This is a genomic window from Bacillus sp. 11C (genome assembly GCF_055486375.1).
Window position 1 is genome coordinate 1 of the sequence record NZ_JBUPVZ010000009.1, and the last position, 19,974, is coordinate 19,974.

Here is a 19,974-nt window from a genome sequence, read left to right on the forward strand (position 1 = left end):
CGGTAGTTCAGTTGGTTAGAATGCCTGCCTGTCACGCAGGAGGTCGCGGGTTCGAGTCCCGTCCGGACCGCCATTTTTTATTAAACGAAACGATCATGTTTTCGTTTTTTTTGTGTTTTCTTTTACTGTAGCTTCTGCTTGGTGTCATAGCCAAGCTTTCTTTTATATCAGCAACATCTTGGATATTACAGCAAAATTCGATACACTAGGAAGAGCACATATAGGTTTAAGCAGGTTGAAAGGGGTTTAGGTTCATGGATGAATTTGATTTGATACATAGCATTACTCCGCGGGCCATTCACCATTCTTCCGTTGATGTAGGAATTGGTGATGATGCAGCGCTCTATACTGCAAAACACGGCGTTCAGGAAATTGTTTGTGTTGATACTATGGTAGAAGACGTGCATTTCAAATTGCACTATTCCTCACCTAAAGATATCGGGTATAAGGCATTAGCCGTTAATATAAGTGATATTGCCGCAATGGGAGGCATTCCGAAATTTTATTTGGTATCACTTGCAGTACCTTCAAAATGGACGGAATCGGAAATTAAGGCGATGTATGAAGGTATGAATGAACTGGCGAAACTATATCATATGGATTTGATTGGAGGCGATACAGTCTCTACCTCTGACAAATTAGTTGTCACAGTCACTGTAATCGGGGAAGTTGAAAAGGGACAGGCTTGTTTGCGCAGCTTGGCAAGACCGAATGATATTGTGTTTGTAACCGGTGAAATCGGTTCTTCTGCAGCTGGACTTTCTTTATTGTTAGAAGAGATTGATCTCCAAAACTCAGCTATTGAAGCGGATTACTTTATCAACAAGCATAAACGGCCTCAGCCGAGAGTAAGCATCGGCAGATTATGCTCGAATGTTCAGCGGGCAGCTTTAAATGATATTAGTGACGGATTAGCAAGTGAATTAAATGAGATTGCGGAAGCCAGCTGTGTTTCAATTGAAATCGATGAAAGCATGCTACCAGTCCATTCTGACTTGCCTAAGCTCCATCATAACTGGAAAGAGTGGGCTTTGTTTGGCGGTGAGGATTTTGAGCTGACAGGGACGGTTTCAAAGGAGGAATGGGAAGTGTTGAAGCAAGCGTGCGAAACACTTAAACTGCCCGTTACAAAGATTGGTCATGTCAGAGAAAAAACTGAATCCAACGTGATCCTAAAAACAAATAAAACATCAAAGATCATAGAAAAAAAAGGATATAATCATTTTAAATAAGACGGGTGACTCGTGTGAAGCAATTAAAGTGGAGAACTGTAAATCCTGAAGAAACAAAAGCGATTGCTAAGCTGACGGCATCGTTTGCTAAACCGGGAGACGTCCTGACATTAGAGGGCGATTTAGGGGCCGGAAAAACGACTTTTACGAAAGGTTTTGCGGAAGGACTTGGAATTACACGTGTTGTAAACAGTCCGACTTTTACAATTATAAAAGAATATAACGATGGCACACTTCCTCTTTATCATATGGATGTGTATAGAATGGAAGATGAAAGTGAAGATTTGGGACTTGACGAATATTTTCACGGACAAGGTGTCTGTCTCGTTGAATGGGCCCATTTAATTGAAGAGCAGATTCCGAAGGAGCGACTGCAGATTGTCATTAAAAGAGCTGGCGATGATGAGCGGGAAATTACCTTTACTGCTGACGGGAATCGGTATGAAATGCTTTGTGAGGAGATAAGTGGACATGACAATATTAGCAATTGACACATCAAATTATACGTTGGGCATTGCGCTGCTTCGAGAAGACACCGTCATAGCAGAACACATTACATATTTGAAAAAGAACCACTCTGTCAGAGCAATGCCTGCTGTTCATTCATTGCTGAAGGATTGTGATATGACACCGCAGGATCTTTCTAAAATTGTGGTTGCGAAAGGACCTGGTTCATACACAGGAGTCAGGATTGGCGTGACGCTCGCAAAAACGCTTGCCTGGTCTTTACACATTCCGATTACTGCTGTATCAAGCCTTGAGGCGCTTGCGGCAAATGGACGGCATTTTGACGGGCTGATCAGCCCTATCTTTGATGCCAGACGTGGACAGGTGTATACAGGTCTGTATGAATACAAAAACGGGCTTTTGGATCAAGTTGTTCCTGATCAAAATGTGATGCTGGCCGATTGGCTGGAGATGCTAAAAGAAAAAGAACGCCCTGTTTTGTTTTTAGGTCATGATACTTCCATTCACAAGCAGATGATAGAGGATGTGCTTGGACCAAAAGGGATGATTGGAGCTGCTGCTCAGCATAACCCGCGTCCTTCAGAATTGGGTTTTCTAGGGGCGGAAAAAGAAGCAGCTGATGTTCACGGCCTTGTCCCGGAATACTTGCGGCTGGCGGAAGCTGAAGCGAAATGGATTGAAAGTCAAAAGTAGGGTGATAGGATGAAAACAAAAGCAGCGGTCAGAAACATGCGGCATGATGATATTGATCACGTATACGAAATCGAAACATCCTCCTTTACGTCTCCGTGGACGAAGGATTCGTTTTATCATGAGCTGCTGGAAAATCCGTATGCTCATTATCTCGTGATTGAAAAGAACGGCCATGTTGCTGGGTATTGCGGGATTTGGATTGTGATGGACGATGCGCAAATTACGAATATCGCGATCAAACCGGAGTATCGCGGCCAGTTTTTAGGAGAAACGCTTTTTCGCTCAGCGATGGAACTGTGCAAAGAAAAAGACGCAAGGCGGCTTTCGCTTGAAGTGAGGGTTTCTAATCATCCTGCTCAAGGCTTATATAAAAAGTTCGGGATGCAGCCCGGCGGAATAAGAAAGAACTATTATACTGATAACGGGGAAGATGCGTTAATTATGTGGGTGACGATAAATGAGTGAGCAAAAAGAGACTTACGTATTAGGAATTGAAACAAGCTGTGATGAAACGGCGGCAGCAATTGTGAAAAACGGGAAAGAAATCATTTCGAACGTAGTGGCCTCTCAAATTGAAAGCCATAAGCGCTTTGGAGGCGTTGTTCCGGAAATTGCTTCAAGACATCATGTTGAGCAGATTACTTTGGTCATAGAAGAGGCTTTTCGTAAAGCTGACATGACGTATAGTGATATTGACGCGATTGCAGTAACTGAAGGTCCGGGACTTGTGGGAGCTCTTCTTATCGGAGTGAACGCTGCTAAAGCATTGAGCTTTGCGCATAACATTCCGTTAATTGGCGTCCATCATATAGCCGGTCATATATACGCGAATCGTCTTGTAGAAGAGATCGTGTTTCCGGCATTGGCATTGGTCGTTTCAGGGGGCCATACGGAATTGGTCTATATGAAGGAACACGGATCATTTGAAGTCATTGGGGAAACGCTCGATGATGCAGCGGGTGAAGCTTATGACAAGGTGGCGCGAACAATGGGACTGCCGTATCCGGGCGGACCGCAAATTGATAAGCTTGCTGAAAAAGGGAATGGCAATATTCCGCTTCCTCGGGCATGGCTTGAAGAAGGCTCTTACAATTTCAGCTTCAGCGGGTTGAAGTCTGCCGTGATCAATACGCTTCATAATGCGTCTCAAAAAGGACAAGAGATTGCTCCGGAAGATTTGTCTGCGAGTTTTCAAAATAGCGTAATTGATGTCTTGGTGACGAAAACGGCGCGTGCGGCAAAGGAATATGGTGTTAAACAGGTCCTTTTAGCTGGTGGAGTAGCTGCAAACAGAGGACTCAGAGCAGCACTAGAAAAGGAATTTGCACAGCATGAAGGGATTGCGCTTGTCATTCCTCCGTTAGCGTTGTGTACGGATAATGCTGCGATGATTGCTGCGGCTGGTACCATTGCTTTTGAGAAGGGGATTCGCGGTTCATATGATATGAATGGGCAGCCTGGCCTTGAATTGACTTCTTATCAAAGTCTCACGATATAAATGACGTGAGGCTTTTTATCTTTTATTAACAGATAATTCTCAATTTATCCACATGTCTGTGAGTAATTATGGAGATATAGATGGATAAAGGGCTGAAGACGCTGTTAATAAAGTGAATAAATTCAGAATATTTTGTGGATAATGTGTATAAAGCGCTTACTTTGTTTACTTAAAAGGTTATTTTCTGTGGATAAAAAGCACCTCTAAAAAGAGGTGCTTGACTTTTTTTAAGCTTCTTCTGTGGATAGTTCTTCCCATTCGGATAAAAGAATCTCCAGCTCCTGATTGAGTTTCTCGTTGTCTGCATGGATGTCTTGTACCTTTTCGTGATCTTTAAAGACTTCCGGGTCACAAAGCAATTCATCATTGCGGCTGATGTTTTCTTCAATGGTTTGAACAGTGGTTTCAATTTCTTCAATCCGACGGAGCCGTTGGCGTTCTTTCTTTTTCCATTCTTTTTCTTCTTCGTAGGAACGTTTGGAGTCAGACTTTACTGTAGCTGGCGTTTTTTCAGTTTCCTCTTGCTGATTCATTTTCTCCAGTTCAAGCTGTTCTGTTTTTTTCTCTGTATAATAATCGTAATCTCCCAGATATTCTTCTATATGGTTTGAAGAAAGCTCCAAGACTCTTGTGGCGATTCTGTTAATAAAATATCTGTCATGTGAGACAAATAACAGTGTGCCTGGATAATCAATCAGCGCGTTTTCGAGAACTTCTTTGCTATCTAAGTCCAGATGGTTTGTTGGTTCATCAAGGATGAGAAAATTTGCTTTTTGAAGCATCAGCTTAGCAAGGGCCACTCTTGCTTTTTCACCCCCGCTCAGTGAATGCACGGGTTTCAATACATCATCTCCGGAAAACAAGAAGTTCCCGAGACAAGTTCTGATTTCTTTTTCCGGAAGCCCGGGGTACTCATCCCACAGCTCATCAAGGACACGTTTGGAGGAAGTCAGCTCAGCCTGCTCTTGATCATAGTAGCCGACACTGACATTTGAGCCGTATGAGATCGTTCCTTGATCTGGCTTCAGGGTGTCCATTAATGTTTTCAGCAATGTCGATTTACCGATTCCGTTAGGGCCGACAAGCGCAGCGCTTTCTCCTCTTGTGAGCATAAAAGACACTTCTCTTAAAAGCGGCGGCTGGTTTTCATAGCTGATTGTGAGTTCCTGAACACGCAGGACTTCGTTTCCGCTTTGTTTTGTAATATCAAAATGAAAGTTTGCGGATTTTTCATCGCCAAGCGGTTTTGCCTTGACTTCCATTCGGTCAAGCTGCTTTCGGCGGCTTTGCGCTCTTTTTGTGGTAGAGGCTCTTGCCAGATTTCGGTCTACGAAGTCCTGGAGCTTTGCGATTTCATCCTGCTGCTTTTCATACACTTTAAGATCTTTTTCATATTGCACGGCTTTTTGGTCGAGATAAGCGCTGTAGTTGCCGTGATACTTTTTACTTTCAGCTCTAGATACCTCGTATACTTGGTTTACCACTTTGTCCAAAAAGTAGCGGTCATGAGAAACGATGAGAATGGCGCCTGAATAGCCCTGCAAATAATGTTCAAGCCAGGTTAGTGTATCAATATCGAGATGGTTTGTCGGCTCATCAAGAATGAGCAAATCAGGCTGTGTTAACAGAAGCTTGCCTAGGGCCAGTCTTGTTTTCTGGCCTCCGCTGAGGCTTTGCACCTGTGTAGAATCGTCAAAATGGCTGAAGCCGAGGCCATGCAGCACAGATCTGACATCCGCTTCATATTGATAGCCGCCTTTATCTTTGAAATCCTGCTGAAGCCGGTCATAGGTTTTCATGATGCTTTCCAATTCATCCGGATCAGCTGCCGCCATTTTTTCTTCCATAGCCCGCATTTCCTTTTCCATTGCTTTTAAGTGGTCAAAAACAGTCAGCAGCTCTTCTTTTATGGTAAGCTTAGAATCCAAGCCCGTATGCTGGGCGAGATATCCCATTGTAATATCTTTCGGTTTAATGACTTCGCCCTTTTCATACGATAGCTGGCCTGCGATAATTTTAAGCAACGTGGATTTTCCCGCGCCATTTCTACCTACAATGGCGATGCGATCACGATTTCTGACTTCCAGCTTTATATTGTTTAAAATAGTATCAGCACCAAATGATTTGGACAGCTGATTAACTTGTAAGATCATCATATTATTTCACCTCTGCTATAATAAGTTAAGTGTAGCTTATGAATCAGAAGTCAGCAAACAATACATTGGCCGAATAAGACATAGAGAAGAAAATAGTGTATGATCTTTTTAAGGAGAGTTTTAATATGAATGGATTTTCTCATTTTAATGAACAGGGAAGAGCCCAGATGGTGGATATAAGCGAAAAATCTTCGACTGTCCGTACTGCGGCGGCTGTTTCAAGCGTACACATGAAGAATGAAGTGTACGAGAAAATACAAAGTCACGATATCGGCAAAGGAGATGTACTGGCTGTTGCACAAGTGGCAGGCATTATGGCCGCAAAGCAAACGTCCAATATCATTCCGATGTGCCATCCGCTTTCACTGAGCGGAGTAGATATATCGTTTGACTGGAAAATAAAAGAAAAAGAAGTTATACTTCATATAAAAGCACAGGTCAAAACGAAAGGGAGTACAGGTGTGGAAATGGAAGCGCTCACTTCTGCATCGGTGTGCGCTCTTACCGTTTACGATATGTGCAAGGCCCTTGATAAGGGGATGGTCATCGGCCCTACTTTCTTGCTGGAAAAGACAGGCGGGAAAAACGGTGACTTTAAGAGAGAACTATCCGAGTATAATTTGGAGGACCAAAAATGAATAAGGATCAATCAAAAATTCCGCAGGCGACGGCAAAAAGGCTGCCGCTTTACTATCGCTTTTTAAAGAATCTGCATGCGTCAGGAAAACAGCGTGTATCTTCCGCTGAACTCAGTGATGCCGTAAAGGTTGATTCTGCCACGATTCGCAGGGATTTTTCCTATTTTGGAGCTCTTGGCAAAAAAGGATATGGATATAACGTGGATTATTTGCTGTCTTTTTTCCGCAAAACGCTTGATCAGGATGAGATGACAGACGTCATCTTGATTGGTGTCGGGAACTTGGGAACGGCATTTCTTCACTATAATTTCACAAAAAATAATAACACAAAAATTTCTATGGCTTTTGACATAAATGAGAGTAAAATAGGAACTGAGGTAGGCGGCGTGCCCGTCTATAACCTTAATGACCTTGAACAGTACGTAAAAAATGAATCAGTTGCCATTCTAACAGTGCCAGCAGTTGCTGCTCAGCCTATTACAGACAGATTAGTCGCGTTAGGAATCAAGGGTATTCTTAACTTTACGCCGGCCCGCTTGAATGTGCCGGAACACATTCGAATTCATCATATAGATTTAGCTGTAGAGCTTCAATCACTGGTTTATTTCTTGAAGCATTATTCAGTTTTGGAGGAAATCGAATAGAGGGAAAGGAGGAGCCCACATATGCCGATCGGTCCTGGAAGCCTTGCTGTTATCGCAATCGTTGCTTTAATTATCTTCGGTCCTAAAAAGCTGCCTGAACTGGGGAAAGCAGCGGGAGACACACTTCGTGAATTCAAAAACGCTACTAAAGGATTAACGAGTGATGAAGAGGAAAAAAAGAAAGAAGATCAGTAGGTTAGGGTGACACGAATGAATGTGAATCAAATGTCGCTGCTGGAGCATATTGCTGAGCTTCGAAAACGATTGCTGGTTGTGGCGCTGGCGTTTGTCGTTTTTTTCATCGCGGGATTTTTCTTAGCGAAGCCGATTATTGTGTATCTGCAAAAAACAGATGAAGCGAAGGAGCTTACGCTTAACGCGTTTAACCTGACAGATCCGCTTTTTGTGTTTATGCAGTTTGCGTTTATCATAGGCATTGTTCTGACCTCCCCGGTTATTCTTTATCAGCTTTGGGCTTTTGTGAGTCCAGGCCTCTATGAGAAAGAGCGAAAAGTAACGCTCGGTTACATTCCGATCTCTGTTTTGTTGTTTTTAGCGGGCTTATCTTTTTCGTATTATATTTTATTTCCTTTTGTTGTTGATTTTATGAAGCGAATCTCTCAGGACTTGAATGTCAATCAGGTGATCGGAATTAATGAGTATTTTCATTTTCTTCTGCAGCTGACAATTCCGTTCGGACTGTTGTTCCAAATGCCGGTCATTCTCATGTTTTTGACCAGGCTTGGAATTGTGACACCCATGTTCTTAGCGAAAATCAGAAAGTATGCGTATTTTGCGCTGCTTGTGATCGCTGCCCTGATTACTCCTCCTGAGCTTTTGTCTCATATGATGGTCACTGTTCCGCTGTTGATTTTATATGAAATCAGTATTTTTATATCGAAGGCCGCCTATCGGAAAGCGCAGAAAAGCAGCGCTTCCGATCAGGACGTGTCTTCCGGGCAATAATAAAAAAATCCATTTCTCATACGGAGAAATGGATTTTCTTTATTTCTGGTTCTTTTTGATTTTAAATGAAAAGGCGAACATCTTAAATGAAATGCTGATGTTGTAAGCGGCGAACACCATCAGCAGGATGGAGTAAAATGACCACATGCTGCCTGGCGAGCTTGCGGCAAGATAAGTAAAGATGCACCCTACGGCAAAATAGATCATTCCCCAAACTACCGGGTTTCTCATAGAAATAATCCTCCAATAATCAATTGCATTTGTGTGCTTTGCTGTTCAAGGTACTTCTGAACAGGTTCAAGCTGCATGATAACGACAAATGTATTCATCATGACATGGGCGAAAATCGGCACCCATATCCGTTTTGTCCTCGCATACAAGAAGGCAAAGGTAAAGCCCATAGCTGTATAAAGAAGAAGATGCTTCAAATCAGCGTGAACAATACCGAAAATAATCGAGCTAAGCAGTCCTGCAAAAAAGAAATTCGTTTTTTCGTAAAGCGCCCCGAAAATGATTTTTCTGAAGAGGATTTCTTCTAATATAGGCCCGACGATAGAAGAAACGATAATCATGAACGGGACTGCCTGAATGACTTTAAGAATGGCTTGTGTATTTTCTGATTCTCTTCCGATGCCGAATATATAATATTCAATAGAGCCTGCTATTCCTTGAGAGAAGAGGGCAATGAAAAAACCGGCTATCGCCCATAGGATAGAAAGCCCGACGGAGTCTTTCCGGCCGTTTCGCAACGTTGTCTTCGGAACCGTTCTCAGAATAAGCAGAACGACAATGAGACAGGCGATAAAGCTGATGACGGACCATAATCCTTGTGCGTGCAGCATGTTTTCCTTGGTAGGCTGTCCTCCGGCATAACCGAATCTAAAGAACAAGGGAATCGCAATTATGTAGGAAAACTGCATAATGATATATGTCAAAATAATAAACCAATACTGTTTTCTCAAATGGTATGTACTCCTTTGTTAAATGGGTTTCGTTGTCTACAGCTATTGTAACATAATCAGAACGGGGGTGAAAAAGCTAAGGGATAAGGGTGCTGAAAAGAATCATGTAAGCGTGAAAATTTTTTTATCTTATCACTTGAAATTGGAAGTGAGATTCTTTATTATAAGAATTGTGTTAGCACTCTTTAGTGTTGAGTGCTAAAATTACATATTCATACTATTGAGGAGGTTATTACATTGTTAAAGCCATTAGGTGATCGCGTTGTCATTGAACTCGTAGAATCTGAAGAAAAAACTGCCAGCGGAATTGTGTTGCCGGATTCTGCAAAAGAAAAACCGCAAGAAGGCAAAATCGTGGCAGCTGGTTCAGGTCGCGTGTTAGAAAGCGGAGAGCGCGTTGCTTTAGAAGTAAAAGAGGGCGACCGCATTATCTTCTCAAAATACGCAGGTACTGAAGTGAAATACGAAGGTACTGAATACTTAATCTTACGTGAAAGCGACATTTTAGCTGTTATCGGCTAATTCTTAAATAAACAAATACTTAAAAATTCGAGGAGGTTTTGTAAAAATGGCAAAAGATATTAAGTTTAGTGAAGAAGCTCGCCGCGCAATGCTTCGCGGTGTCGATGCACTTGCTGATGCTGTAAAAGTAACTTTAGGACCAAAAGGACGCAACGTGGTTCTAGAGAAAAAATTCGGTTCTCCGTTAATCACGAATGACGGTGTAACAATCGCTAAAGAAATCGAACTCGAAGACGCGTTTGAAAACATGGGTGCTAAGCTTGTTGCTGAAGTAGCCAGCAAAACAAACGACGTTGCCGGTGACGGTACAACAACTGCGACAGTTCTTGCGCAAGCAATGATCCGTGAAGGCCTTAAAAACGTAACAGCAGGCGCTAATCCTGTAGGCGTGCGTAAAGGTATGGAAAAAGCTGTAGCGGTTGCGATCGAAAACTTACAAGAAATTTCTAAGCCGATCGAAGGCAAAGAGTCTATCGCTCAGGTTGCTGCGATCTCTGCTGCTGATGAGGAAGTCGGAAGCCTTATCGCTGAAGCAATGGAGCGCGTAGGAAACGACGGCGTTATCACAATCGAAGAGTCTAAAGGCTTCACAACTGAGCTTGAAGTTGTTGAAGGTATGCAATTCGACCGTGGATATGCGTCTCCTTACATGGTAACTGACTCTGATAAGATGGAAGCGGTTCTCGACAATCCTTACATCTTAATCACAGACAAAAAAATCACAAACATTCAAGAAATCCTTCCTGTGCTTGAGCAGGTTGTTCAGCAAGGCAAACCATTGCTTCTGATCGCTGAGGATGTTGAAGGCGAAGCACTTGCAACACTTGTTGTGAACAAACTTCGCGGCACATTCAACGCAGTGGCTGTTAAAGCTCCTGGCTTTGGTGACCGCCGTAAAGCAATGCTTGAAGACATCGCTGTCCTTACTGGCGGAGAAGTCATCACAGAAGATCTTGGCCTTGACCTGAAATCGACTCAAATCACACAATTGGGACGTGCTTCTAAAGTTGTGGTTACAAAAGAAAACACAACAATCGTTGAAGGCGCTGGCGAAACAGACAAAATTTCTGCCCGCGTGACTCAAATCCGCGCTCAAGTGGAAGAAACAACTTCTGAATTCGACAGAGAAAAATTACAAGAGCGTCTTGCGAAACTTGCTGGCGGCGTAGCTGTCATCAAAGTCGGCGCTGCGACTGAAACTGAGCTGAAAGAGCGTAAACTTCGCATCGAAGACGCCCTGAACTCAACTCGTGCAGCTGTTGAAGAAGGCATCGTATCCGGCGGTGGTACAGCGCTTGTAAATGTATATAACAAAGTGGCGGCAGTTGAAGCTGAAGGTGATGCTCAAACAGGTATCAACATCGTGCTTCGCGCGCTTGAAGAGCCAATCCGTCAAATCGCACACAATGCTGGTCTTGAAGGATCTGTCATCGTTGAGCGCCTCAAAAACGAAAAAATCGGCGTAGGCTTCAACGCTGCAACTGGCGAATGGGTAAACATGATCGACAAAGGTATCGTTGACCCAACGAAAGTGACACGCTCTGCACTGCAAAACGCGGCTTCTGTAGCAGCAATGCTCTTAACAACTGAAGCTGTTGTCGCTGACAAACCAGAAGAGAATGCTGGCGGCGGTGCTGGTATGCCTGATATGGGCGGCATGGGCGGTATGGGTGGAATGATGTAATTAAACGGCGAAAACTCTTGATATATTAGGGGTTTTACCGTTTCTCATCACCCGAGTAGCTGGAAAAATAACAAAAAAATAACATTCATTGAGGATGCTTCCAAAAGTCTACTGGACTTTAGAGGAAGCATCCTTTTTATTATGAGGTGAAAAGTAGGTATATATTTTATTGTTGACTCCGCTTACCTTTTTCAATAATTGCATGGTATTAATTTAAAATGTCTTAATTTTTCATTTATAAGTGTTTTAATGCAAAAAAGCCTTTTGATGGAGTTTGTCATACGCTTGCCACCTAGATATGAATACTATAAAAGAGGTGACCATAATGGATGAAATGATTCAGAAAGTTCAACTATGGGTAAATGCTGCTTACTCTGGAAAGCCCGGCTTTGTTCCAGCTCCTGAAAGTGGGAAAACTGGTTGGTCCACGATGTATGCTTTAACTAGAGCTTTGCAAATTGAACTTGGAATCTCTACACCTGCTGATAATTTTGGACCAGGAACTGAAGCAGCGTACAAATCCTGGGGAGAAATGGAAATGGGGCGTATTCCTACTGATGACAAGGGAAAAAGAATCGTACTAATCCTTCAAGGAGCAATGTATTGTAAAGGTTACAATCCAACTGGATTTACAGGAACTTTTGGGGAAGGGACTAAAGCTGCAGTAATTAAATTACAAACTGATGCGGGACTGCCTATTCGTGACGGGAAAGTTTATTCCTATATATTTAAAGCATTTTTAACTATGGATGCTTATGTGCTCACATCTGGTGGTAATTCTAGAATTAGAGAAATGCAAAGAGATCTTAATTCAAAATATTACAAAACTTCTGGAGTCCAACCATGTGATGGTTACTACCAAAGAGGGACTAATAAAGCTTTAATATACGGTATTCAAACAGAAGAGGGAATTTCTTCCTCTCTACAAACGGGATCAATTGGGCCTTCTACGACCAACCTTTTACCAACTTTGAGCATAGGGAGTACTAATGCGAACTTTGTTAAGCTCCTTCAATATGCATTATATGTAAATAACTTTAATCCAGGAGATTTCAATGGCCAGTACAGTACACTATTAAAAAATGTAGTAAGTGAATTTCAACAATTTGTTAAGTTGCCAGCTGATGGAGTTACAGGAAAACAAACTTGGCTTTCTTTGTTGCAGAGTAAAGGAGATCCTAATCGTAAAGGAACAGCTTGTGATTGTATAACAGAAGTTACGTCTGCTAGAGCTAAAGCTTTAAAAAAAGCAGGCTATGAAACTATTGGTCGTTATCTTGTAGACATTCCAGGGGGATTGGAGAAAAAAATAAAACCTGGTGAATTAAAAACTATTTTTAATGCTGGTTTAACTGTTTTTCCGATATATCAAACTTATGGGAATAATTCAAGACATTTCAGTGAAGCACAAGGGAAAAGAGATGCTCAAGATGCTTTTACGGCTGCTAAAAATTATGGATTTAAAAATGGAACAACAATATATTTTGCCGTGGATTTTGACGCTTTAGGAGATGATATAACTAACAAAATACTTCCACACTTTAAGGGTATTAATGAACAAATGAAATATCTGGGGAACCGTTACAAAGTTGGAATATATGGAGCCCGGAATGTTTGCAGTCAAGTATCGGAGAAAGGGTGGGCAACAACCAGTTTTGTAAGTGATATGTCCACGGGATTTAGTGCAAATTTAGGCTACCCATTGCCAAAAAATTGGGCATTCGATCAAATTTCAACTATTAGTGTTGGTTCAGGAGACAGTAAAATTGAAATAGACAATAATATTAAGTCCGGACTTGATGATGGGGCTTCAAGTCTTGATTTCTCAACTGATCTCAATCAAGAGCTATATAAGCAATTATATGAAATTCAACTTTTAGGACTTCAATATACAAACAATGATATTAATCAAGCGAATAAGCTTACAACCAACTATTATCGTCGCAAAAGATATGAATCATTAATATGGACATTAACTTCTGGACAATTTGATAAAGACTTTGAGGAGCATATTATTAATGCTGTAGGAGAAAATAGTTTTGTCTATGCAACTGATCCCGTTTCAAAATCTGAAGTTATTGATTTTCCTCATCTTATGGCTACATTATCTGCTCTATTGTATGCGAATCTTCCGTTAGTTGGAACTACACAGCAAGATTTAGCAGGGTGGGGTGGTGATTTATTTACTGTTGCTGCAGATGTATATAAAAATAGAGATAAGTATAGTGGCGACAATGAAACAAGAACATATAAAGCTGCCTACGAATTGATTGGTACAAAATCATCGGCTGGTAACTTTGATAATTCGGATTTCCTTGGAGATATCGATGCTATTAACATCGCACAGATCTTATTAAATAATAACACTAAGCCAATTTTAAATGCAGTTCAAGAGTATTATAATAGTCTTGTTTTCTCAAGATATAAGCTATTTTATAAAAATAAATTTAATAGTAATGAAAATAACTTGAGACTGAATGCAAGAAATATCATGATTGGAGATAATCCTGATATTACAGCGGCGAGGGTAGCTCTGAGAGGTTCAATGCAAATGGAAGTCCCTTATTACACGGAAGAAGAGGGAGAAATTATTGCAAATGCTTTCGCTGATAAAATACTAGACCTTGTAGCAAGTGAATAGAAAATTTAGAGTAGAGTACCATACATTTCAAAAAATATGGTACTCTATATTTTAAGATCTCAAGAATATATAACAAATTATAAGTTCAATTTTCTTTTTGATTTAATGGAGGAAAATAGAAAGGGGGGGGACATGAGGAAATATTCAGGAACAGTGTCGCTTATCATCCTTTTATTCACATTGTGTTTTCTACCCCATATCCATTGGGCGCTTGGAATTCTAGGGATAGTTGTGGGGAGTATTCTAGCAATCAAAGCACCTAAAGGGATTAGTAAGTATATTTCTTTTTATATTCTAATACTTTGTATTCTTTTACTCTTATTTTTAATTGTAATGGGAATTTTGATGGCGGGTTTAGTGTAAAGAATAACAATCATCCATAAACAAAACATATGGAAACAATATTTTTAGTTAAAAATAAGTAATTGTATTTGTTTCTGTGAAATATTAATTTTTTTAAAAAAGTATCTCACCAATTTGCTGTACTGGTGAGACGCCTTTTTTATCATTATAAACAACAAGGGCATGTATATTTTAAAAGCTCATACCACTAGCTAGATTATAGTTGTCTTTTAAATGGCATTAATTAATTAAATCGCTCCACCTCACCCCGAATCCCAATCGCAGGCTCCCACGAATCAATCAAACGAATCGCCTTCTGATTAGATTCCATCGCTTTCGTTTTCTTTCCTTTACGATACAACAGCTGCGCCATCCCATAATAATAATAGATCAACTCAACCTGATTCTCGTTGTGTTTGTCATAAAGCATCTGCTCAAAGGCTTCTTCCGCTTTCTCAAACTGATCACACTTCACGTAAGCGACACCCAGATTGAAATAGGCTTCTATCGTTTTTTCGCCGCCGTACGTTGAGCTGATCTCATTTGCCGCTTCGTATAATTGAATGGCTTCTTCATCATGACCTCTCGCGAAGCTTAAGTCACCGCGAACCAGTAGTACCCTGTGTTGAATTGTAGGTGAAATCTGTTGATCTTCGATTTCATTTAAAATGGTTTCTGCTTTTTCCTGTTGCCCGGCTTTTAAAAACAGCCTCGATTGCAGTGCGAGTCCCCAAACTTTTAGATCATGAGCGTCGTGATCTGCCGCGTCCGATTGTTCAAGAATCTTCAGGCCGGCTTCTATTTGCTGAAGCGCTCCGTCTAAATCATTGACTTCCATCAGTGCCCAGCCTGCTGTGTCGATTCGGAAGTATGCTTCTCGTGTGTGTTTGCCTAATTGGTTGGCGGCGTTGGCGGCTTTGCACCCGTATTCGATTCGCAAGGGCAGGTTGATTCTGCTCAGAAAATGGCTGACGCGGGTGATGAGTTCGATTAGGAATTCTTTTTGTCTGGTTTCGCTTGCCCATTTGATGACCTTTAAGATATTTGGCCATTCTTGTTTCATTTGATCTAAATTCCGTCCCAACAGGTAGCTCCAATAGATAGAGTTGGGCTGTTCCCGCTTTAAATGGGTTTCGGCATACTCAATATAATAGTGAGCCCAGCGGCTGCGGGCTTCCTTTTCATATTCGTGATGTTCGGATAAGTACTGTTCTCCGTAAGCGACAACGGTTTGATGCGCTAAGTACTGTGTTCTTTCTTCGTTTCGTTCCGGCTGAATCAGAGCATATGCCCGCATTTGTTCAATTGCATAATGAAAACGACGGGCATTTAATCCGGCCGCTGCCGCCAGGCTTTTTTCATCTGGCGGCTTGCTGAAAAAGCATAGCACCTGCCATAGCTTTCGCGTATCTTCATTGCATCTGTCCCAGGTGCGGCCAAAGAGGAACGCAAACAATTCCAACAGAGAGTAGCCCGCTTTTCCAAGTTCATGAATCAGCTGCTGAGCGGGAATGTCATCGTCTGACATATAGGCGATGCTGAGTGCCATGGCTTTCGGGTTTCCGGCAGTCGCTGATATGAATTCGTTCTTCAGTTCAGACGATAGATGTAACAGCTGTTCCAGTTTTTCCTGTTTATGTGGGAGGTTGCATGTTTGTAAGCAGCGATGCACTTCTTGATGAAAAAATACTAGGGCATCTGTTTGGTCAAGGCCGCTCAGCTGGATGGCTGCCATTTCTCTGGAGCCTTCCCGATAGGTTTGTTTTACGTTTTCTCGTGCTGTGAGCAGAACTTTCACGCCTTGCGGAAGCCCTGTGATAAATTCGTGAATGTCACGTTCTGCGGTATCGATGCTGTCAACGATCAGCAGTACTGGTTTTTCTCTTGTGTAATTGGCTAATGCATTGCGGACGACGAAGCGTTTTTCATTGATTGATTTATCGATTTGTTCAGCGCGTCCGAGCTGATAGGCGATCGTATTTAAAAAATCGCTAAAGCTTAAACCTTTCCAATCGGCGCTGACCCAGATGATGCTGTTGAATGCCGGCCAATCTGAAATATCGTCGACACAGGAATAGGCAGCTTCAAGAGCGATTGTGGTTTTCCCCATGCCGGCCCAGCCAGTTATTAAACAGACTGGTGACGGAGAAAGCATCCATTGCCGTATCGCTTCCATATCAAAGCTGCGACCAATAAAGCTCCCGGACCAGCGTGACGGTAGGTTATGCGTGATAGGCTTTTCTGTAAGCGCATTCGTTTTTTGGACGGGGATATCATGAAACAGCCGTTTTACTGCTATTTCAATATCGTCATCAATCGGAGCTCCAAACGATCCATCTTTTCCTAGCGTTTTTGCTTTTTTAAGACAAGACGCTACCCATACAGGCAATGCGGGTTTAATGACAGGAATGGTGGTGGTTCCCAGCAGGTTCGTCAGCCACTCGATATCGAAGTCGGTCTGTTCGAGAATGATCCAGATCATCCCGAACAGTTTTCCGTCCTCAATTCTTCCGGGAATATAGTTTGCACCCATCTGTCCGATCCAGCTTTTGATCGTGTTAGAGGAGACTCCCAGCTGGAGTGCGATTTTATCTATATAAGACTGTCCTGTTTTTTCGTTCTTTTTCCTTCTGACTTTATAATCAGGATGAAGCTTGAGTGATTTGACGGCAGGTGCCAGCAGTTCTGCAAATTGTTTTCGGTTTTCAAGTTCAGCCATAAGCCTGCACCTCCTATTAGTACTATTTTATCAATCCAGCGTTTTTTGTATATGAAAAAATAAAAGTACAGTGCAGCTGTCCTTTTATACAGCAGGAAAGGCTGTTGAACGTCTTGAAAAGCAGATAAAATGGGGGCAGTAACAGAGAAAACAAAAATGTATGCACTTACATTTTATTTTCTAAAGAAAGGAATTTGCCAAATGACTCACACAGTACCTCAGAACATGAAAGCGGCTGTTATGCACAACACAAGAGAGATCAAAATTGAAACATTGCCTGTGCCTGACATCAATCATGATGAAGTGTTGATTAAGGTGATGGCTGTCGGAATTTGCGGATCGGATCTGCATTACTATACAAATGGCAGAATAGGCAATTATGTAGTAGAAAAACCATTTATTCTCGGTCATGAATGCGCGGGTGAAATTGCCGCAGTCGGATCGTCTGTCGAACAATTCAAGGTGGGAGACCGTGTAGCTGTTGAACCGGGTGTCACGTGCGGACGCTGTGAGGCGTGCAAGGAAGGACGTTATAACCTTTGTCCGGATGTACAGTTTTTGGCTACACCGCCGGTAGACGGCGCGTTTGTCCAATATATTAAAATGCGTCAGGACTTCGTTTTTTTTATCCCAGACTCACTTTCCTATGAAGATGCGGCTTTGATTGAACCGTTTTCTGTTGGCATTCATGCAGCGGCGAGAACGAAGCTTCAGCCTGGATCAACGATTGCGATTATGGGAATGGGCCCTGTGGGGTTAATGGCTGTTGCGGCAGCTAAAGCGTTTGGGGCAGGCACAATTATTGTGACCGATTTAGAGCCGCTGAGGTTAGAGGCTGCGAAAAAAATGGGAGCGACTCATGTCATTAATATCCGTGAACAGGACGCGCTTGAAGAGATTAAAACGATCACGAATGATAGAGGCGTAGATGTTGCTTGGGAAACAGCGGGAAATCCAAAGGCATTGCAATCCGCACTGGCTTCTGTGCGCCGGGGCGGAAAACTGGCGATTGTCGGTTTGCCTTCACAGAACGAGATTCCGCTTAATGTGCCGTTTATTGCAGACAATGAGATTGATATTTACGGGATCTTTCGTTATGCCAATACGTATCCAAAGGGAATCGAATTTCTCGCTTCAGGCATTGTAGACACGAAGCATCTTGTAACGGACCAATATACGCTGGAGCAGACGCATGAGGCGATGGAGCGGGCGCTTCAATTTAAGAATGAATGTTTAAAAGTAATGGTGTATCCAAATCGCTGAGTGAACTGGGAGGGGCTTTGGATTCTCCCTCTTGTTTACTAGAAATAAAAACGGATTCTTGGGGTGGGAAATGATGATTGAAACAGAAAAAGCAACGGCATTAAAGGCGAAGCATCATGGCCTGTCCTGGTTTGAACGAATCGGATATGGATTCGGTGATATGTCGTATAATATTGTCTTTCAGTTTGTAAATGCATACCTATTATTCTATTATACAGATGTCGGCGGCATTCAGCCTGCGGTGATCGCCACTTTGTTTCTAGTTGTGCGGGTGCTGGATGCTATTTTTGACCCAATCATGGGATTGATTTTAGACAAAACGAATACACGGTGGGGAAAGGCACGGCCATATCTGCTGTGGGTGACATTTCCTTTTGCGTTATTTACGTTTTTATGTTTCACGACGCCTCATTTTGGTGAGACGGGGAATATGGTATATGCGTATATCACCTATATTCTGCTTGGGATGTCCTTTAGTATGCAAACGATTCCGGTGAACAGCTTAACGGGGCGGATGACGAATTCTGTGGAGGAACGAACGGTTCTGACCACAACCCGGATGATTTTGGTCTATATCGGCATCCTTTTATCCATTTCCTGTGCGACACCGCTTGCAACTGCTATCGGAGGAGAGGATCAGGCGTTTGGATTTCAGATGACGGCGCTCATTTATGCGGCGGTCAGCATTGCTTTGAATCTATTTAGTTTCTTTACTGTGCGGGAGCGGATTCAGCCTAAAAAAAGAAAAAAACAAGGAATCAAAAAGACGTTATCCGTTTTGTTTCGAAACAAACCTTTGCTTGTGTTAATTTCATCATTTTTGGCTTTTGCGATCGGATTTAATATTAAGCTCAGCACGATGGTGTACTATTTTACGTATAACGTCAATCATAAAGAATTCGTGTTTTTGGGTACCGTTTTATTTTTCGGAGCAGCGCTGATCAGCAATCTGTTTATTCCTTTCTTTTCTGAGAAGTGGGGCAGAAAACAAGTCATGATCATCACGGCGGCTCTATCGCTTCTTTCTTACGCCGGCCTTCAGTTTACATCGTATTCTTCGATTCCGCTTATTTTCTTTTGGCTTTTCGTTTCTGGATTTTTCACGACGCCTTTGAATACCCTTGCTTGGGGAATGGTTGCTGATTGTGTCGATTATGCGGAATGGAAAACCGGAGTCCGGGCCGATGGCGTGGTGATTTCGAGCATGAGCTTCATCAATAAGTTCGGAGTCGCGTTAGCCGGGTCATTTTCGGCCGTTTATCTCGGAATCGCCGGGTATGCCGCGAATACTGATCAGACGGCATCGTCATTGAATGCGATTAAAAATATGAATGCGCTCATTCCGGGATTGTTCATTCTGCTGTCTATTATTCTCATTTCTTTTTATCCTTTAACTGAAAAAAAATATAAGCAGATGATGTCTGATCTGGAGAAAAGGGCTGCAAGGTGAGTATACGTAAAATTTAAAATATTCTATGTAAACGGTTGTATTTATGACAGAAAGCACTATACTGAAACTATAATCGAGAACTGACAAATGAGTGTG

The 19,974-nt window shown here is 42.1% G+C and carries 18 protein-coding genes; 14 read left to right on the forward strand and 4 right to left on the reverse strand.

The genetic code is table 11. The annotated features are described in order from the left end of the window. Positions 1-254 precede the first annotated feature (254 nt). The 5 genes from thiL to tsaD are packed head-to-tail and all read left to right on the forward strand — an operon-like array spanning position 255 to position 3,891. Positions 255-1,232, forward strand: coding sequence for a thiamine-phosphate kinase (gene thiL, locus ACY3LV_RS13630; RefSeq protein WP_464863977.1), 978 nt, complete (start codon positions 255-257; stop codon positions 1,230-1,232). Between the two features lie 14 nt (positions 1,233-1,246). Beyond that, a complete protein-coding gene (gene tsaE / locus ACY3LV_RS13635; RefSeq protein ID WP_333561758.1) occupies positions 1,247-1,723 on the forward strand; it encodes a tRNA (adenosine(37)-N6)-threonylcarbamoyltransferase complex ATPase subunit type 1 TsaE in 477 nt (158 codons plus the stop codon). After that, positions 1,704-2,393: a tRNA (adenosine(37)-N6)-threonylcarbamoyltransferase complex dimerization subunit type 1 TsaB gene (tsaB, locus tag ACY3LV_RS13640; RefSeq protein ID WP_333561759.1), complete on the forward strand. Its 690-nt coding sequence runs from the start codon at positions 1,704-1,706 to the stop codon at positions 2,391-2,393. Before tsaE ends, tsaB begins: the two co-directional genes overlap by 20 nt. A gap of 9 nt (positions 2,394-2,402) precedes the next feature. Continuing rightward, on the forward strand, positions 2,403-2,858 hold the full coding sequence (rimI, locus tag ACY3LV_RS13645) for a ribosomal protein S18-alanine N-acetyltransferase (protein WP_333561760.1): 456 nt from the start codon (positions 2,403-2,405) through the stop codon (positions 2,856-2,858). Then, positions 2,851-3,891: a tRNA (adenosine(37)-N6)-threonylcarbamoyltransferase complex transferase subunit TsaD gene (tsaD, locus tag ACY3LV_RS13650; protein WP_087991307.1), complete on the forward strand. Its 1,041-nt coding sequence runs from the start codon at positions 2,851-2,853 to the stop codon at positions 3,889-3,891. Before rimI ends, tsaD begins: the two co-directional genes overlap by 8 nt. 227 nt (positions 3,892-4,118) lie before the next feature. Here the strand turns inward: tsaD and ACY3LV_RS13655 are convergent, their stop codons facing one another. After that, positions 4,119-6,047 (reverse strand): ABC-F family ATP-binding cassette domain-containing protein, encoded by a 1,929-nt coding sequence (locus ACY3LV_RS13655; RefSeq protein WP_464863978.1) that lies wholly within the window; start codon positions 6,045-6,047, stop codon positions 4,119-4,121. A gap of 125 nt (positions 6,048-6,172) precedes the next feature. Here ACY3LV_RS13655 and moaC point away from each other — a divergent pair, with 125 nt between their 5' ends. The 4 genes from moaC to tatC are packed head-to-tail and all read left to right on the forward strand — an operon-like array spanning position 6,173 to position 8,295. Next, complete coding sequence (gene moaC, locus ACY3LV_RS13660; RefSeq protein ID WP_087991309.1) at positions 6,173-6,685, forward strand: cyclic pyranopterin monophosphate synthase MoaC; 513 nt, start codon at positions 6,173-6,175, stop codon at positions 6,683-6,685. Further along, the gene (locus ACY3LV_RS13665; RefSeq protein WP_087991310.1) at positions 6,682-7,329 is read left to right on the forward strand and encodes a redox-sensing transcriptional repressor Rex; all 648 of its coding nucleotides are present in this window, start codon (positions 6,682-6,684) and stop codon (positions 7,327-7,329) included. The genes moaC and ACY3LV_RS13665 overlap by 4 nt, the downstream gene beginning before the upstream one ends. Before the next feature lie 21 nt (positions 7,330-7,350). Then, positions 7,351-7,524 carry a sec-independent protein translocase protein TatAY gene (gene tatAY, locus ACY3LV_RS13670; protein ID WP_003234072.1) on the forward strand — a complete coding sequence of 58 codons (174 nt, stop codon included), beginning with the start codon at positions 7,351-7,353 and terminating at the stop codon, positions 7,522-7,524. Positions 7,525-7,530: 6 nt separating this feature from the next. Next, complete coding sequence (gene tatC, locus ACY3LV_RS13675) at positions 7,531-8,295, forward strand: twin-arginine translocase subunit TatC (RefSeq protein WP_333561761.1); 765 nt, start codon at positions 7,531-7,533, stop codon at positions 8,293-8,295. 39 nt (positions 8,296-8,334) lie between these two features. Here the strand turns inward: tatC and ACY3LV_RS13680 are convergent, their stop codons facing one another. Then, positions 8,335-8,526 (reverse strand): YdiK family protein, encoded by a 192-nt coding sequence (locus ACY3LV_RS13680; RefSeq protein WP_003225680.1) that lies wholly within the window; start codon positions 8,524-8,526, stop codon positions 8,335-8,337. Next, positions 8,523-9,257, reverse strand: a complete 735-nt coding sequence (locus ACY3LV_RS13685) for a type II CAAX endopeptidase family protein (protein ID WP_333561762.1) — start codon at positions 9,255-9,257, stop codon at positions 8,523-8,525. The genes ACY3LV_RS13680 and ACY3LV_RS13685 overlap by 4 nt, the downstream gene beginning before the upstream one ends. Positions 9,258-9,494: 237 nt before the next feature. On the opposite strand from ACY3LV_RS13685, the gene groES reads away from it, so the two are divergent. The 3 genes from groES to ACY3LV_RS13700 all read left to right on the forward strand — a co-directional run bounded on the left by groES (position 9,495) and on the right by ACY3LV_RS13700 (position 14,104). Beyond that, positions 9,495-9,779: a co-chaperone GroES gene (gene groES / locus ACY3LV_RS13690; protein WP_003155970.1), complete on the forward strand. Its 285-nt coding sequence runs from the start codon at positions 9,495-9,497 to the stop codon at positions 9,777-9,779. 46 nt (positions 9,780-9,825) lie between these two features. Then, complete coding sequence (groL, locus tag ACY3LV_RS13695) at positions 9,826-11,463, forward strand: chaperonin GroEL (RefSeq protein WP_333518825.1); 1,638 nt, start codon at positions 9,826-9,828, stop codon at positions 11,461-11,463. Between the two features lie 325 nt (positions 11,464-11,788). Further along, positions 11,789-14,104, forward strand: coding sequence for a glycoside hydrolase domain-containing protein (locus tag ACY3LV_RS13700; RefSeq protein WP_333561763.1), 2,316 nt, complete (start codon positions 11,789-11,791; stop codon positions 14,102-14,104). Positions 14,105-14,690: 586 nt separating this feature from the next. Here ACY3LV_RS13700 and ACY3LV_RS13705 read toward each other — a convergent pair. After that, entirely contained in the window at positions 14,691-17,165 is a 2,475-nt protein-coding gene (locus ACY3LV_RS13705) for an NB-ARC domain-containing protein (RefSeq protein ID WP_333561764.1), read from the reverse strand. Between the two features lie 201 nt (positions 17,166-17,366). On the opposite strand from ACY3LV_RS13705, the gene gutB reads away from it, so the two are divergent. Both gutB and ACY3LV_RS13715 read left to right on the forward strand, forming a co-directional pair. After that, positions 17,367-18,428, forward strand: coding sequence for a sorbitol dehydrogenase (gutB, locus tag ACY3LV_RS13710; RefSeq protein ID WP_333561765.1), 1,062 nt, complete (start codon positions 17,367-17,369; stop codon positions 18,426-18,428). 73 nt (positions 18,429-18,501) lie between these two features. After that, positions 18,502-19,878: a glycoside-pentoside-hexuronide (GPH):cation symporter gene (locus ACY3LV_RS13715; RefSeq protein ID WP_333561766.1), complete on the forward strand. Its 1,377-nt coding sequence runs from the start codon at positions 18,502-18,504 to the stop codon at positions 19,876-19,878. The last annotated feature ends 96 nt before the right edge of the window (positions 19,879-19,974 follow it).

Bases quoted from the DNA above. Each gene is read 5' to 3' on its own strand.
- thiL (WP_464863977.1), top strand. From the start codon at position 255: ATGGATGAATTTGATTTGATACATAGCATTACTCCGCGGGCCATTCAC.
- tsaB (WP_333561759.1), top strand. From the start codon at position 1,704: ATGACAATATTAGCAATTGACACATCAAATTATACGTTGGGCATTGCG.
- rimI (WP_333561760.1), top strand. From the start codon at position 2,403: ATGAAAACAAAAGCAGCGGTCAGAAACATGCGGCATGATGATATTGAT.
- tsaD (WP_087991307.1), top strand. From the start codon at position 2,851: ATGAGTGAGCAAAAAGAGACTTACGTATTAGGAATTGAAACAAGCTGT.
- ACY3LV_RS13655 (WP_464863978.1), bottom strand. From the start codon at position 6,047: ATGATGATCTTACAAGTTAATCAGCTGTCCAAATCATTTGGTGCTGAT.
- moaC (WP_087991309.1), top strand. From the start codon at position 6,173: ATGAATGGATTTTCTCATTTTAATGAACAGGGAAGAGCCCAGATGGTG.
- ACY3LV_RS13665 (WP_087991310.1), top strand. From the start codon at position 6,682: ATGAATAAGGATCAATCAAAAATTCCGCAGGCGACGGCAAAAAGGCTG.
- tatAY (WP_003234072.1), top strand. From the start codon at position 7,351: ATGCCGATCGGTCCTGGAAGCCTTGCTGTTATCGCAATCGTTGCTTTA.
- ACY3LV_RS13680 (WP_003225680.1), bottom strand. From the start codon at position 8,526: ATGAGAAACCCGGTAGTTTGGGGAATGATCTATTTTGCCGTAGGGTGC.
- groL (WP_333518825.1), top strand. From the start codon at position 9,826: ATGGCAAAAGATATTAAGTTTAGTGAAGAAGCTCGCCGCGCAATGCTT.
- ACY3LV_RS13700 (WP_333561763.1), top strand. From the start codon at position 11,789: ATGGATGAAATGATTCAGAAAGTTCAACTATGGGTAAATGCTGCTTAC.
- ACY3LV_RS13705 (WP_333561764.1), bottom strand. From the start codon at position 17,165: ATGGCTGAACTTGAAAACCGAAAACAATTTGCAGAACTGCTGGCACCT.
- gutB (WP_333561765.1), top strand. From the start codon at position 17,367: ATGACTCACACAGTACCTCAGAACATGAAAGCGGCTGTTATGCACAAC.
- ACY3LV_RS13715 (WP_333561766.1), top strand. From the start codon at position 18,502: ATGATTGAAACAGAAAAAGCAACGGCATTAAAGGCGAAGCATCATGGC.